This is a genomic window from Bifidobacterium sp. LH_491 (assembly GCF_056356495.1).
This window is the reverse complement of the sequence record NZ_JBKEUI010000001.1, coordinates 1,157,507-1,172,923: the sequence shown is the minus strand read 5'-3', so window position 1 is coordinate 1,172,923 and position 15,417 is coordinate 1,157,507. Positions and strand designations below refer to the sequence as shown.

General features: G+C 57.1%; 7 protein-coding genes. 6 read left to right on the top strand and 1 reads right to left on the bottom strand.

The genetic code is table 11. The features are described 5' to 3' along the window. Nucleotides 1–81 precede the first annotated feature (81 nt). The 3 genes from AC1AWK_RS04445 to AC1AWK_RS04435 all read left to right on the top strand — a co-directional run bounded on the left by AC1AWK_RS04445 (nucleotide 82) and on the right by AC1AWK_RS04435 (nucleotide 3,641). Nucleotides 82–1,857 carry a sensor histidine kinase gene (locus tag AC1AWK_RS04445; protein ID WP_476569615.1) on the top strand — a complete coding sequence of 592 codons (1,776 nt, stop codon included), beginning with the start codon at nucleotides 82–84 and terminating at the stop codon, nucleotides 1,855–1,857. Between the two features lie 100 nt (nucleotides 1,858–1,957). Next, nucleotides 1,958–2,347 (top strand): cold-shock protein, encoded by a 390-nt coding sequence (locus AC1AWK_RS04440; protein WP_476568441.1) that lies wholly within the window; start codon nucleotides 1,958–1,960, stop codon nucleotides 2,345–2,347. A 7-nt stretch (nucleotides 2,348–2,354) separates the two neighbouring features. Continuing rightward, a complete protein-coding gene (locus tag AC1AWK_RS04435; RefSeq protein WP_476568439.1) occupies nucleotides 2,355–3,641 on the top strand; it encodes a DUF3027 domain-containing protein in 1,287 nt (428 codons plus the stop codon). 145 nt (nucleotides 3,642–3,786) lie between these two features. On the opposite strand, the gene AC1AWK_RS04430 is transcribed toward AC1AWK_RS04435, so the two are convergent. Next, nucleotides 3,787–4,752: a universal stress protein gene (locus AC1AWK_RS04430; RefSeq protein WP_476568437.1), complete on the bottom strand. Its 966-nt coding sequence runs from the start codon at nucleotides 4,750–4,752 to the stop codon at nucleotides 3,787–3,789. Between the two features lie 139 nt (nucleotides 4,753–4,891). Here AC1AWK_RS04430 and AC1AWK_RS04425 point away from each other — a divergent pair, with 139 nt between their 5' ends. The 3 genes from AC1AWK_RS04425 to AC1AWK_RS04415 all read left to right on the top strand — a co-directional run bounded on the left by AC1AWK_RS04425 (nucleotide 4,892) and on the right by AC1AWK_RS04415 (nucleotide 15,386). Next, nucleotides 4,892–7,513 carry an ATP-dependent Clp protease ATP-binding subunit gene (locus tag AC1AWK_RS04425; RefSeq protein WP_476568435.1) on the top strand — a complete coding sequence of 874 codons (2,622 nt, stop codon included), beginning with the start codon at nucleotides 4,892–4,894 and terminating at the stop codon, nucleotides 7,511–7,513. A gap of 364 nt (nucleotides 7,514–7,877) precedes the next feature. Beyond that, on the top strand, nucleotides 7,878–9,908 hold the full coding sequence (locus AC1AWK_RS04420; RefSeq protein ID WP_476568433.1) for a hypothetical protein: 2,031 nt from the start codon (nucleotides 7,878–7,880) through the stop codon (nucleotides 9,906–9,908). A 390-nt stretch (nucleotides 9,909–10,298) separates the two neighbouring features. After that, the gene (locus AC1AWK_RS04415) at nucleotides 10,299–15,386 is read left to right on the top strand and encodes an NPCBM/NEW2 domain-containing protein (RefSeq protein ID WP_476568431.1); all 5,088 of its coding nucleotides are present in this window, start codon (nucleotides 10,299–10,301) and stop codon (nucleotides 15,384–15,386) included. Nucleotides 15,387–15,417: the final 31 nt, after the last annotated feature.

Below are 15,417 nucleotides of genomic sequence, written 5' to 3'. Positions count from 1 at the left end.
CAATCAGATGGTGAAACGGTCGGTGACTCCTCTGCGCAACCGTCGGCACAAGGAACGCATGCTCCGGTGCATGTCCCATGGATGACCAGGATTCGTGACTATTGGCGGCGTTGGGTGGTGCGTCGCGTGGACGCCATTCCGCTGAGCACCAAAATCGTCACCTGCATGCTTGCCGTGTTGATGGTAGGCGCGTTGGGATTATCGTTCTCTCTACGACAGATGGTCGGCAATTACCTGATGAGCAAAACGGATTCCCAGCTAGCGCAGCAGGCGCCTTTGGTGTTGCGTAACATCGATTATTTAATGCAGGTGACCAATGGCAATCGCAGTTCCAATGGTCCGACGGATTATTTTGTGCAGATTCGCACGCCTGATGCGGTGGTGCAAAGTACGTTGGTGCCGGTGCTGCATGATGGGGTGGTGTCGCAGCCGACGCTGCCTCCCGATGGTTCGATGGGTAATATCCACTTGGGCGAGGCGTTTACGACGCCTGCCAAAGTGCAGTTGAGCTCAGGTACTGCGGAGCGTGCAGTTCTTACCGCCGCTCGTTCGCCGTGGCGTGTTATGGCATTGCGGCTGGAAGTTGACGGCCAGACGCGTGGCATTGTGTTCATTGGTTTGTCGTTGGGCGACCAGATCGACACCATTAATACGTTGACGCGCTATTGCTTGGTGATGAGTGTGGCGATTGTGCTACTGGGTGGGGTTGTGGGAACACTGATTGTGCAGCGCACCTTGTTGCCACTTAAGCGTATGGAACGTACCGCTGCCAAGATTGCGGCCGGTGATTTGACGCAGCGTGTGCCTTCCGCACCGGAGCATACGGAGGTCGGTTCCTTGGCGTTGTCGTTGAATACTATGTTGGCGCGTATTGAGCATAGCTTCCGCGAGCAACAGGCGACTACTGACAAGATGAAGCGTTTTGTATCCGATGCCAGTCATGAGCTGCGCACGCCGTTGGCGGCCATTCACGGGTATGCGGAGTTGTATGCTATGCAGCGTCATCGGCCCGGTGCCTTGGAGCGTGCCGATGAATCGATTGCGCATATCGAGGCCTCCAGCGCTCGTATGACGGTGCTGGTTGAGGATCTACTGTCATTGGCTCGACTGGATGAGGGTCGTGGCATCGATGTGACCCAACAGGTGCCGCTGACGTCGCTGATCGCCGATGCCGCCGACGATTTGCATGCGCTCGATCCGCAGCGAGAGGTGCGTTGCGGCACGATAGATCTGCGCCCCACCCAAGGTGAGGGTTTCCCCTCGGTGTGCTTCTCGCAGGGTACGCTGCCGCAGATTTCGTTAAGCGGCGATGGCTCACGTTTACGACAGGTAGTCACTAATATCATTGGCAATATTCATCGGTATACACCTGCGGATTCGTCGGTTGAGATTGCGCTGTCCGCCATGACTGCCTCGCTGGATAGTTCTACACTGTCGAGTTGGCCATCCACCCAGGAGACATGGCGGCGATTCCTGCAGGCTGCCGAGGTCGGTGGGGCGGTGAATGTGGGCACTCGGTATGCGGTGTTGCAGTTCATCGATCATGGTCCGGGTGTGCCGCGGGATATGCAGGAGAAGATTTTCGAGCGGTTCTATACTGCCGACCCCTCGCGTGCTCGTCAGAAAGGTGGTACAGGTTTAGGCATGGCTATCGCCCAGTCGGTGGTTAAGGCCCATCAGGGCTTAATTTGCGCCAGCGAGACTGTGGGTGGTGGTTTGACGTTGACGGTGGTGCTGCCGATGGGTGTGGTGGACGCCGCGCCGACTGTCTCGCCGTCGGAAGCGTACAAGCCACAGAAGTCACAGAAGCCGACTCGCCGTGTACGCCGTCATCGTCATGACGATGCCGTGCGCTGAACGTCACTGGTGTGCTGCAACATGCGATAGACTGGTGTGTTAGGGTAATGGACCGCAACATTATGCGGTAGGGTTTGCGAGTATGTCAGTGAGGTGAAGTATGCCCAGTGGTCGTGTGCGTTGGTTCGACGCGAATAAGGGATATGGCTTTATTGCCGGGGAGAGCGGGCAGGATGTGTTTTTGCCTGCCGCCGCGTTGCCGCTTGGTGTGACTACCTTGCGCAAGGGCGCTAAAGTCGAATATTCGGTGGTGGATGGCCGCAAGGGGCCGCAGGCGATGGGTGTGACGCTGGTGGCATCCGCGCCGTCTTTGGTGAAGGCCAATCGTCCAGCTCCCGATGATATGGCGGCGATTGTCGAAGATGTGATTAAGTTGTTGGACACGGCGGGCAATGGCTTGCGTCGCCATCATTATCCGAATGCTGCGGAAAGTCGTAAGCTGGCAACGCTGCTGCGTGCCGTGGCGGATAATTTCGACGTACAGGACTGATGCCTTTATGCAGGAAAGCATGATGGATCCGCAGGCTGTGGCGCGTGCCGTGGCCATTGATATGAGTGACGAGCCGAGTCATGTCGGTGAGTTCATCGAAGCCATTGCCATGGATGGCCAGGTGACTGATTTTCGCTTTGCTGCGATGTTGCGTGGATATGAAGGCTGGCAGTGGTCGGTGACCTTGTATCACGACGTTGAGCAAGATCGTTGGACGGTTAATGAGTCGTCCTTGATACCCGGACAGGATGCGTTGTTGCCGCCGCCGTGGATTCCATGGAAGGATCGTCTTGAGCCAAGCGATTTGTCGGTGACGGATTCCATCGGTACTGATCCGGACGATCCTCGATTGCAGGAGGGGTTGCCGCAGGACGCGGTGCCGAGGGAACCTGACGGCGAGTCGCGCGGTGCCGATGCTACTGGAGATGAGGGGAAGTCTTCATCGTACGAGAATGCCCAGGCCGTTGAGGATGCGTCGGATGCGCAGCAGGAGGATTTGCGTGACGCGGTGGAAACCTTTGGTTTGTCGCGTCGCCATGTGTTGAGCGCGTTGGGTCGTGCGCAGACGGCGAGACGCTGGTATGAGGGGCCGCGTGGGCCGAAGTCGTTGTCGACGCGCACCGCTGGTGGCAATCCGTGCTCGACGTGCGGCTTTTTCGTGCCGTTGCAGGGCGAATTACGCACGATGTTTGGTGTGTGTGCCAATAAATGGAGTCCGGATGATGGGCGCGTGGTCTCGTTGGATCACGGGTGCGGCGAGCATTCGGAAATTGCGCCCCCGGAGCCATCTCGCTTGTGGATTCAGGCCAAGCCGGCGTTTGATAGTTTGAATATCGATGTGGTACGTCAGTCGCCGCGCGACGAGCGTGCCGACGTGGAGCTGATTGAGCAGTTGAGCGAATCGCTGGAGAGCATCGAGGACGACATCGATGATGGTGCGGCGACAGCTGAGGAGATAGCCGAGGTATCGACCGGCGACGTTGATGTTCATGCTGATTCGCCGTCCGATGGCGTTGATGAAGTCAATGACACTGATAATGCCGAAGCGACGGATGACGCCCGGGACGATGGCATCGATGAAGTCGATACTTCAGCTGAGTCGGATGGCGTCGCCGACGGTGATACGGAGCGTGCCGCCGATGACGAAAGTGTGGAGGCTGACATCGCCGGTGCGACAGAGACACGGGCTGCCGCTGTAGTTTTGCAACCGCCGGCTCCGCCCATCATGACGGCGCAGCACGAGCCGCAGGTGGATGAGGCTGATTGCGAGAACGAGGGCGACGAGTTGGCGTGAGTCGGGTTGGCGCGTGCATGTCGTGGTGGTCATGCAATTGGCGTAACGCACGTGCGTCGAGACGCGGCTTATCGGTAAACGCCGGACGCAATCTCGCCGTCGGCCGCAATCTTGTGACTGATGGCGAGCGCAGCCCACGATATGGTTAGTGCACGATGCTGACAGGACATTCGCATAGTTGCGCGACGGTTTTGGCGACCGAGCCAAGTTCGTGGGGGTCGATGCCATGTCGTGTGGCGGCGCTTACCACCATGTGTCGGGCGTATCGGGAGGCGTTGAGCAATCCTTTGGCCGGTGCGATGGGGAATGCGTGGGGGATAGGAGAGACTTCATCGGGCAGCTGTGCGTCCTGTATGCATCGACGAACCAGATGTTCGGCCTGTCGTTGTATTGACTCGTCAGGCATGTCTGGCGACATGCCGGGCAATGTGTCGATATCACGGTGCTGCCAACAGAACATCACATGTACGCTGTAATGATGCAGCAAGGCCTCACGGGCGGCGAATCGTAAGGTTGGAATGCTGGTTTCGGTGCCGTCGATGCCGACGACAATGCCGGCGGATTCCAGTTTGTCTCCGGGGGCGCCAAGTTCGGTTGCGGGCGTCCGTTCGCTGAGCGCGTCGGCTATGGCATCGCGCACGGCCAGGTCATGATCGGGACAGGGGACTACGGTGACGGGCACGCAGGCTTCCTGCGCTACGGATTCGGGCAGCGAACCGAGGAACCATCGCATAACGCGGCTCATGCTACGCCGGCCGACGACGATTTGTTGTGCATGTCTTCCGATGGACAGCAGCGCGGTGGCGCCTGAAGCGCGTACCGAGGTGAGTTTGAGGCGGTGTGGGTCAAACTCCACTTGTTGGCAGTTGTCCGACACCCAATCGCGTAAGGTGCCGGCAATGCGATGGCGCATGGCGGTCCAGGCTTCTTCGTTATCGGGTTGCGAGCCCATATCCCATGAACTGGTCCAACTGAATACGGCGTTGATATATTGTCCGCTTGCCGCGGCTTCCCGCATACCCCAGCTCAAGGCGGCGAAGGATTCGTCGGTGCCGTCCACGCCAACGACAATGTCGGCTGTGTGATTGGCAACCATCGTGGTGGATGTCATGATGACTCCTCTCGACGTGCTCATCGTGATTCCAATATAGCTGCCGTGTTGCGTCCTGAGCGCAATCCGCGCGTTGCCGGATGCAAACGTCACCGCGAATCGGTAGAGTGGAGACACTATCGAAATGGGAAGGACAAGCATGTTCGAACGGTTCACCGACCGTGCGCGGCGCGTTATTGTGCTCGCGCAGGAGGAGGCTCGTACTCTCCAGCATAATTACATCGGCACGGAGCATTTGTTGCTCGGCCTGATTCGCGAGGGCGAAGGAGTTGCCGCCAAGGCATTGTCGGCCAAGGGCGTGTCGTTGGAGAATACGCGCAAGCAAGTCGAAGAAATGATCGGCAAGGGATCGACGGCGCCCAGCGGGCATATTCCGTTCACGCCGCATGCCAAGCAGGTGTTGGAGATGTCCCTGCGTGAGGCCTTGCAATTGGGGCATAGCTATATCGGCACGGAGCATATTCTGCTCGGCCTGATTCGCGAGGGCGAGGGCGTGGGCACGCAGGTGCTCATTAAGATGGATGTCGATTTGGGCGAACTGCGCAGCGCCACCATTGATTTGATTCGTGGTACGACTTCCGGCGACAACAAGGGAGATTTGGCCAACGCCGGTGGCGTGCAGGACAAGCGCAACCAGTCGGGTTCGGCGTTGCTTGACCAATTCGGCCGCAATCTGACGGCTGAGGCCGCTGCCGGCAAATTGGACCCGGTGATTGGCCGTAGCAATGAGATCGAACGCGTTATGGTGGTGCTGTCTCGTCGCACGAAGAACAACCCCGTGCTGATCGGCGAACCTGGTGTGGGCAAGACGGCCGTGGTCGAAGGCCTGGCGCAGAAGATTCACGAAGGCGATGTGCCGCAGACGCTCAAAGACAAGCAAGTGTATTCACTGGATTTGGGCTCGATGGTGGCCGGATCGCGCTATCGAGGCGATTTTGAGGAGCGTTTGAAGAAGGTACTCAAGGAAATCAAGGTGCGCGGCGATATCGTGCTGTTCATCGATGAGATTCACACCATCGTGGGCGCCGGTTCGGCCGATGGTGCGTTGGGCGCCTCCGATATGCTCAAGCCCATGTTGGCGCGTGGCGAGCTGCAGACCATCGGTGCGACCACTACCGATGAGTATCGCAAGTACATCGAAAAGGACGCGGCGTTGGAACGTCGCTTCCAGCCGATTCAGGTGCAGGAGCCCACGGTTGCGGAAACCATCGAGATTCTCAAGGGTCTGCGTGAGCGTTACGAAAACCACCATCATGTCACGATTACCGATGGTGCGTTGCAATCGGCGGCGGAGCTGTCCTCGCGGTATATTCAGGACCGTCATTTGCCGGACAAGGCCATCGATTTAATCGATGAGGCAGGCGCGCGTTTGCGCATTAAGCGACTGACCGCCCCGGCCGAACTCAAGGACTTGGACCATCAGGTCGCCCAACTGGCGCAGGAGAAGGACCAAGCTGTGAAGGATCAGGATTTCGAGAAGGCCGCCGAACTGCGCGACCGCCAGGAGAAGCTCGAACAGGAGCGCAAGCAGCGTGAATCCTCATGGCGCGAAGGTGAATCCGACGTCAAGATGGAAGTCAATGAGGATGTTATCGCCGAAGTGATTTCGCAGAGCACTGGCATTCCGGTATTCAAGCTTACCCAAGCGGAATCCAAGAAGCTGCTTGACATGGAAGGTGAGCTGCACAAGCGCATCATCGGTCAGGATGAAGCCGTATCGGCGTTGTCGCGTTCGATTCGTCGTACGCGCGTTGGCTTGAAGGATCCCAAGCGTCCCGCAGGATCCTTTATTTTCGCCGGCCCTACTGGTGTGGGCAAGACCGAGTTGGCCAAGGCGCTGGCGGAGTTCCTGTTTGATGACGAGGACGCCCTGATTCGCGTCGATATGTCCGAGTTCTCCGAGAAGTACGCGGCTTCGCGTCTGTTCGGTGCGCCTCCGGGATATGTCGGCTACGAGGAGGGCGGCGAGCTTACCGAAAAGGTGCGCCGCAAGCCGTTTTCCGTGGTGTTGTTCGACGAAATCGAAAAAGCGCATCCGGATATTTTCAACACGCTGTTGCAGGTGCTGGATGATGGTCACCTTACCGACGGTCAGGGCCGCAAGGTTGATTTCAAGAACACCATCATCATTCTGACGACGAATTTGGGTGCTCGTGATATCGCCAAATCCGCCAATACGGGCTTCAGCTTGGGCAATACGAGCGAGTCCAGCTATCAGCGGATGAAGGATCAGGTCTCTAGTGAGCTCAAGCAACAGTTCCGTCCTGAGTTCCTCAACCGTTTGGATGACATTATTGTTTTCCGGCAGCTGACCGAGCCGCAGGTGCGTCAGATCGTCGATTTGGATGTGGTGCAGCTTAACGATCGCCTGTTTGAACGTCACATGGAGCTTATACTCACTGATGCCGCCAAGGATTTGCTGGCGCAAAAAGGATTTGATCCGTTGCTGGGTGCGCGCCCGTTGCGTCGTGTGATTCAGCGTGAGATCGAGGACGCGGTGTCCGAGAAGATTCTTATGGGCGATTTGCATGACGGTCAGCGGGTTGCGGTCGACGCTCAGGGTGAGGGCTTGCTTGGCGAGTTCACGTTTGTGGGCGAGGATTTCGCAGTGCCTCAGGAGGATCCGTGCGAGCAGTCCGACGGACAGTCGGCTGTGCGGCCAACTTCGACTGATGCCGACAGTGACTTGGCGGTTCGAGAACGGGATAGTGAATCGATGGCGGATGGTGTTGCGTCGATTGAGGAACCGATGATGGACTGACCTGTAGCTGGTTAAGTGTTAGGAAAGCGGTCTTGCGTATCACGCGCAAGACCGCTTTTGTGTATCGGCAGAGCATGATTGATGTCCGCAATATGGCTATATCATCTTGGAATACGGTATTTTGATGGCCGGTGGCGACGTGTCGTCAATACGTATGAGTTGTTCTCTTCCCTGTGTTTTCGGGGGTTATGACATGTTTATATGTAAACTCTATAAACTGTCTATAAAATTACAACGATACAATGTGATTTGTCGCATAATATTCATGCTTGTTTCTCCCGGGGAGCCATAGTATCGTTGCTCTGTCGCGTAAAAACTATGCGATATATTACAAAATGTTGAATAAAAAAGTGGAGGAGATAGCATGTCCTACACAACGTGGCGTGGAACACGCGCCCTGGCCGGATGGTCGTTGGCTGCCCTCATGGCGGTGGGTGCCGTGGGTATGGGGGCGGTGGCCCCTGCTCAGGCTGCCGAAGCGGCTTCGCTGCCGACTTTTGCAGGTCAATCCGTGAATAATGATGATCCGCAGGGCGCGTTGTCGCGCTATGACGCCGCCATCCGCGCGGTGCACGGCGACGCCGTGTCGTGGGCGAAGGCCATTGCCGATGGTGCGGCCACCCCTCAGCAAACTCTGCCGCTGTACCAGCGTTATCTGACCCAGCAGGTCGGCGAGCAAGCGTTGGCTGACTTCGGCAAGGAGAATGCGGACAATGCGGCATTCCTGCAGTGGTTCATGAATGATCCCATCATGTTGCGTGAATATGTGCTGGGTGGTACTCCGTTCGATAACACCAGCGAACAGGCGTCGGCCGCCGACCGTCTGACCACCCTGCGCACGCTGTCGGCATTATGGAAGGCGTATGCTGGCGATGTCAAGGGGGACGACGCACAGTCCCTGGTGCATAAGCGCATGATGTGTGCCATCGCGCTGACGCACACGTCGAATGGTCCGCGTCTGTGGACGGGTAACAGCGATCCTTCGGACCCCGTGCAGCGTTATCATATCTTTGAAGTGCTGCGCAGCGATCCGAAGTACCAGTTCGAACGTCGAATTTTTGACGGGCTGAACGTCGAGGACATGCGTTGGGTGATGAACAACAACATTGACAATGCGGAAATACCGTGGCTGGTCAATTACAGCATCGCATCGCAGCCGCAGGATATCGCAAAGCGTCGCGATGCTTACATGTACATTGCCTATACGGGGAACTGGGGCAGCGACGGTGGGTACAATTATGCGCCGTTCTATGATCCCGCGCTGCGTACTGGGAAGGTGACCGACCGCAAGGGCAAGGAATGGGATGGCGGCTGGACGCAGAAATACCAGCTGAACTATCAGGACGCGAATTTCCCCAATGGCGAGGGCCAGCCCTACGCCATCGACTATGGCACCACGGGCCGTCACAAGCTGTGGATGGTGTTTGAAAAGGGCGGCGTATGCGGATCGCTGGCCAAGACCTACTCGAACCTCAACGCCACGTCCGGCGTGCCGTCGGTGGTGACCGGGCAGCCTGGTCATGCGGCGACTTTCACCTACTATCTGGCGGACGATCATACGCAGTCCGGCGGTGATGGTGTGCAGCGTGGCGCATGGAAGATTCAGAACAACATCAGCGGCTGGGCTGGTTCGGAAAAGGGTGAGCGTCTGTTGAACAACTGGGGCGCAAAGAGCCGTACCGAATCCGGCTACCAAGGCAGCTACGTGCCGTTTGCGCAGAATGCGTTGAACTATAGTGAACCGTACCGCAAGTCTTATGAGATTCGTTTGCTGGCTAATACCTTCACCGACTCCTCGTCGCGTATGGCGTTGGCCGGTTCGGCGCTATCCACACAGGGTGCGAACTATGACAACTGGGTGCTGGCGATCAATGCCTACCGTGATGCCAACGCTTCAGTGGATCAGTGGAATCAGCTGGCCAATCGCGTTGGTGATGAACTGCGCTGGTATCCGCTGCCGATGAGCGATGTCATGCGCATGCTGGAGCGTGCCGCAGCCAACCCTGCGGTGACTATGACGGGTGAAACCGCGAGGCTGGCTGCGTTGCAAGCGGCGCAGGATGCCACCGACACCAATACCTTGCAGCCGAATGTGACTCGTGACATGGCCAATGCGTTGATGAAGAACCAGCAGGGTCCGTTGGCTACGTTCTCCTTCGCGGGTGAGCACGCCGGCTCTATCGTCTTGGGGGCTCGTTTCGAAGGTACTGCTCCTCAGTGGCGTTATAGCATCGATGGCGGAGCGACTTGGAGCAAGACGATTGGCGGTGGCGAGCTGATTGCTCCATTGAGCCAACGGGAGCAGGGTGAGCTGGATTCTGCATTGGGCATCAAGATTCAGCTTATCGGATCGGAGGCCATTTATTGCCTGCCGGTTCCTCCGCGCAATGTCTAAGTGTTAAACCGGACAACTGCTACGTTGCGCCGTGACATGATATGGGGATGGGTTTCCTATGGAGGGCCTGTCCCCATTTTTGGTATGGAGTGCTAGGTCTTTGCGTCTTCTGGTGATTCTGTTTTCTGTGATAATAATCACAGAAAAACCATAGGTCCCGTTCTGGGTGAAACGTTATAAATCTAAATTTTGCAATGCAATAATAAAGTTGCACATAATGTAGATTTTTGACTACGGAGTGTTGATGCTTTGTAAGAGAGTATCGTAGCGCATGTATATATCAGTAAGAAAATGACTATGGCATTACCTTGCATAGCGGCCAATGCATGTCGAGTGCGTCGGTAGGGGGATGCTGTGGTCGCCAAATAGGCAAGTACAACGGAGGAATTCATGCATAGAATGCGACGGGGGCGAATGTCCATTGTGGCAGGCTCCCTGATTGGGGTGTGCTGTGCAGTATTGATGGTGGCTGGTGTTTCATCGGCGTTGGCGTCCGAGGACCTGGGAACGCTGCGTCAACAGGAGGGGGCTCGCGGAGTATCCAATCAAACGACGTCAGCCGTACGGCAGGTATCTGATTCACAACGTGACGACAGTACGGACGGAGCCGAACAAGTATTCTTGTCCGATCTCAAACCCGTGAGTGCCAATGTTGCCAATGGGGGCTTGAAGAATGATGTGGCCCCGGGCGGCGGGCTCATCACGTTGCTGGTGGGTGATGCGCCGCGCACCTTCCTCAAAGGCTTGGGCACACACGCGGATTCCACTGTGGTCTACAACATTCCCGATGGGATGGCTACGTTCCATAGCTATGTGGGTGTCGATTATTCGCAGCATGGCAATGCGGGCGGTAAGAACGCCGATGGCGTGATATTCAAGGTATATACCCGTACTAACACTGATGACGATAATAGTTGGAAAGTGGTGTACAACGAGCAGGGTGCCGTGCAAGGTACCGGTGCTGCCGCCAGCGAAGTGAAGGTCGCGCTGAATGGCGTCAAGCAAATCAAGCTTGAGGTAAAGAAGAACAGCAGCGATTGGTTCGATCATGCGGTGTGGGGCGGTGCCGAATTCACCCCTGCCGGGTACGAACAGCCGAGCTATGAACCTTTGGCAGATATCAAGACGGTAGAGCAGCTTGACCAAGCCATCAAGGCGAAGCACGGCACGGCCGAGCAGTGGTCAACGGCCATCGCTAATGGCACGTTGAGCGATGCGGATGCACTGCTGCTGTTCCAGCGCTTCTTGGTGAATGAGGTTGGCTACGACAACCTGCAGGCTTTCGCCAACACGGGAACCAGCTACCGCAACTTCCTGCACTGGTTCGTGAATGATGAATACATGCTGAGCAATTATGTGATGGGTGGCACGCCATTCGACTCCACTGCAGACAAGGCGAGTGTGTCCAATCGACTCACCACACTGATGACTCTGCGCAAGCTGTGGCTTGCGCACCCGGAAGATGTTGCGGGCAATGATGCTTCGGCCAAGTTGCACAAGCGTATTATGAGCGCCATCGCGCTCACGCATTCGGCCGGTGGGCCAAAGCTGTGGACTGGGAACAGTGACGTGTCTGATCCGGTGCAGCGTTACGAGATCTTTGAAACAGTGCGTTCGGATCCTAAATACGGGTTCCAGTCGGATATTTTCAACTCCCTAAGTGTGGAGGATTTGCGTTGGGTATACAACGTCAATATCGACAATGTGGAAATCCCGTGGTTACTCAATTATAGCATCAGTCGGTATCCGAGTGATACGGGCAAGCGATATGACGCCTATAGCTATATCGCCTACACCAGCAATTGGGATAGTGACGGCGGATACAACAATGATGCCTTCTACAACAAGGACTATCGCACCGGTCAAGTGACCGATCGCAAGGGACAAGTGTGGTCTGGCGGTTGGACCCAAAAGTACCATTTAACCTATAACGATGACCACTTCCCGAATGGTGTAGGACAGCCCTATGAGATTGATTACGGTACCAAGGGCCGTCACAAGCTGTGGATGGTGTTTGAAAAGGGCGGCGTGTGCGGATCGTTGGCCAAGACCTATGCGAACCTCAATGCCACGGTTGGCGTGCCGTCGGTGGTTATCGGACAGCCCGGCCACGCGGCTACGCTGAAGTATTATTTGGAGGACGACCATACAACCGATAATGGCGGCAAGAAGGGTGGCTGGTGGATTCAGAACAACATCAGCAGTTGGACCGGTTCGGAAAAGGGTGAGCGTCTGCTGAACAACTGGGGCGTGAAGAGCAAATCCGGTTTTGCGTATCAGGTGAGCTATGTGCCGTTCGCCCAGGATGCGTTGAATGATTGGGCGAACTACGCGAAGTCATACACGATTCGTTTGGTAGGCGATACCTTTACTGATGCAGCCAGCCGTAAGGCGTTGGCGTTGGCCGCGCTGAAGGTGCAGGGCGCGAACTACGACAACTGGACCATGGTCATCAACGCGTATGCCGACGGCAAGGCGAGCGTTGACGAGTGGAGCGCGTTGGCGAATACGTTGGCGCAGGATTTGCGTTGGTATCCGCTGCCGATGAGTGATTTGATGCGTTTGCTGGAACAGAAGGCAAACTCCGCGCCGGTTACCTTGCGTGCCGAGCAGAACCGTACCGACGCGTTGCAGGCAGCAACACATGCCACCAATAAGGATGTGTTGCAACCGGCAGTGGCGACGTCGATGGCCAATACGCTGCTCAATAAAGATCCCGGCACGGTAGCGACGTTCTCCTTTGACGGAGACAAGGCCGGTACCATTGTGCTGGGATCGCGCTTCCAAGGAACATCGCCGCAGTGGCGTTACAGCGTGGACGGCGGCAAGACCTGGAGCCAGGAGATCGGCGGCGCGTTGACGGCAAAGTTGACCGATGACGAACTGTCCCGCATCAATTCGGATGACGATCTGCTCGTCCAATTGATTGGCTGTCAGGATTACTACACCATCGATATCACCAAGGCCGATGCGCCGACCAATTATTACGCCAATGATTTGGATAACTACATCTACAATGTGGATGCGGCCACCGCACAGGTCAAGTTCGATGGCGGGGATTGGCAAATCTTGAACACGGTGGATCGCTCGCAGTTTGCCGGCGATGTCACGGTGCAACTGCGTACCGGATATTCCGGCACGCGCGTGCCCTCCGATCCGGTGACGGTGCATTTCACCACGAACGATACCGCTAAGTCGTTCGTGCCGTATAACGAGATGAAGATTATTGGTTACTCGTCGCAGGCGGATGGCAACCATGCCCCGGCGAATGCGATTAATGGCAATCCGTTCTCTGCGTGGTATAGCAAGAATGTCGAGAACGATGCCAAGTATCTGATTATCGATTTGGGCAAGGCTCGTGAGGTGACGTCGGTGGAGTTGTTCTCCGATCCGTCCGACCCCGAGTTCGCTGCTCCGCGAGACCCTAAAGTGTACGCGATTAGTGATGAACAAGGTGGAACGGCTCCGACCGCTGAAGATTCCCGGTGGTCGGAAGTGAAAGATACAACGTGGGATGGTGGCGCTAACACATGGGGCAAGGTCAACGTACCGACGTCGCATACTGTAGCTTTCCCCAACTCCGTCTCCACGCGCTACCTGAAGATTCGTGAGGGCAATACGGCGCAATGGCAGTTGCGCATCGGCTTGGTGAATGTGTACGTCAAGACGCAGGCCACCACACCGCAGGTAACGCTGACGCCGCAGCAGCCGGGCGGTGATGGGCAAGCGTCGACTGACTTCGCCTATACCGGTGAAACGCTGAATGCCGAGGATTTGGGCTTGTCGGCGAAGGTCGGGGCGTCTGACGTCACCGACCGCGTGCGTTTCTCCTATCGTGCTCAGCAGTCCACGCGTGTCCGTGCCCGTCGTGCGGCAACGCGTGATGCGAATGCATGGCAGAATGGTTTGCCGACGCATGCGGGAACGTGGCAGGTTCGTGCCAGCTTGCCGACCGGTGAGATCGGCGGCATGCAGTATGCCGGAGTGGACTCTACTGCTTCGGTGACCATTGCTCCGCATCCGGTTACGGTTCAGGTTTCGGGCGAGACCAACCAAACTCCGGGTCGTATCGAACCGCTGAAGGCTAATCTCACTGGTGTGTTGGCATCCGATGCCGATCGCGTCCATGCCACGGTGCTGTACAACGGCAAGGCGCTTAACGACGACCAGGTGCGCGCGTTGGGTCAGGGCACGTATGTCATCACCGTGTCGTTGGATTGCTCGGATTATGTGCAGTCTGGCGACTTGCAGGGCGTGAGCACGATGAGCGTTGGCTCGGTGCCGGTGGCCATCGACAATGTGGACTTCGCCACACAGTGGGGCACTGCTTCGCAGCCGACCCCCATCGCCATCCATAACGCGGATACGCAGCCGGCGCAGTTGACTTCGGTGGAGGTGACTGGCGACCAGGCGCAATGGTTCCAGGTGGGCAACGGTTCCACGCAGATTGCTGCCGGTTCGACAGATACGTCGTGGACGGTTGCCTTGCGTGACGACGCTCCGGTAAGTGACGAGCCGTATACGGCGACGCTACAGGCGCATTTCAATACCTATACCGTCAGCGCTACGGTGACGGCGACCCGTCAGGCCGCGACGCGCAGCATTGCCGTGAGCGCTGTGAATGCCACCGATACTTCGGTGACATTGCAGGCATCGCCTACCGCTGGCGAGGGCACGGTGATGTATGCGCTGTCCACCACGGATCAGGCGCCTACCATGGCCGATGCCTCGACGCTGTCTACGGATGGCGAAGCTGAGCCGTCCGCGGCTACGCTGAACATGTGGACGGTCAATGCTGTCTTCGATGGGCTGACGCCGAATACCACGTATTGGGCGTTTGCGCGAGTGTCTGGCGATGAACATTATGCCGACGCAGTGTCGCAGCCAGTGCAGGTGACGACGGATAAGTCGACGGTGTTGGTGCCTGCGGTTGATATTTCCGGAGTGGAACAGCCGACTGCGGGCGTGCCTGCGGCTTCGCTGGTGGGTCTGCGCTATGGTCCGTTCACGGTGCGTCAGTCGTGGTATCAAAACGAGCAAGGCATGCGTCTGGCCGATGGCGATGCGTTCGAAGGTGGTCATACCTACAGTTTGCATATGGTGATGGCACTGGATGAAGGCTATGAGGTCGACGGTACGTCGCTGCAGGTGACGGTGAATGGCGTGCCTGCTACGGTGTCGTTGGGCGAGGATGGCTTGGTGGAAGTGTCGTTTACGGGATTCTCTCCTGTGGATGCTCCCGTTGATCCTACGCCGGATCCTGGCGAGGACACTTCTAGCGGCAATGCGTCCACGACACTGCCGGACAAGTCGACGCAATCGCCGGAACCGTCGAAGGATCAGCCTCAGCAGGACGATTCATCGGCTACATCCCATACCATGGCCCATAGCGGTGCGTCCGTGTGGTCCATGGGCTTGGCAGGTGTGTTGCTGTTGGTTGGCGGATTCGTCGTGGCGGTAGTGCGTCGCCATGATTGATTGACATGCATATTGTCTGAGCACGGTTGAC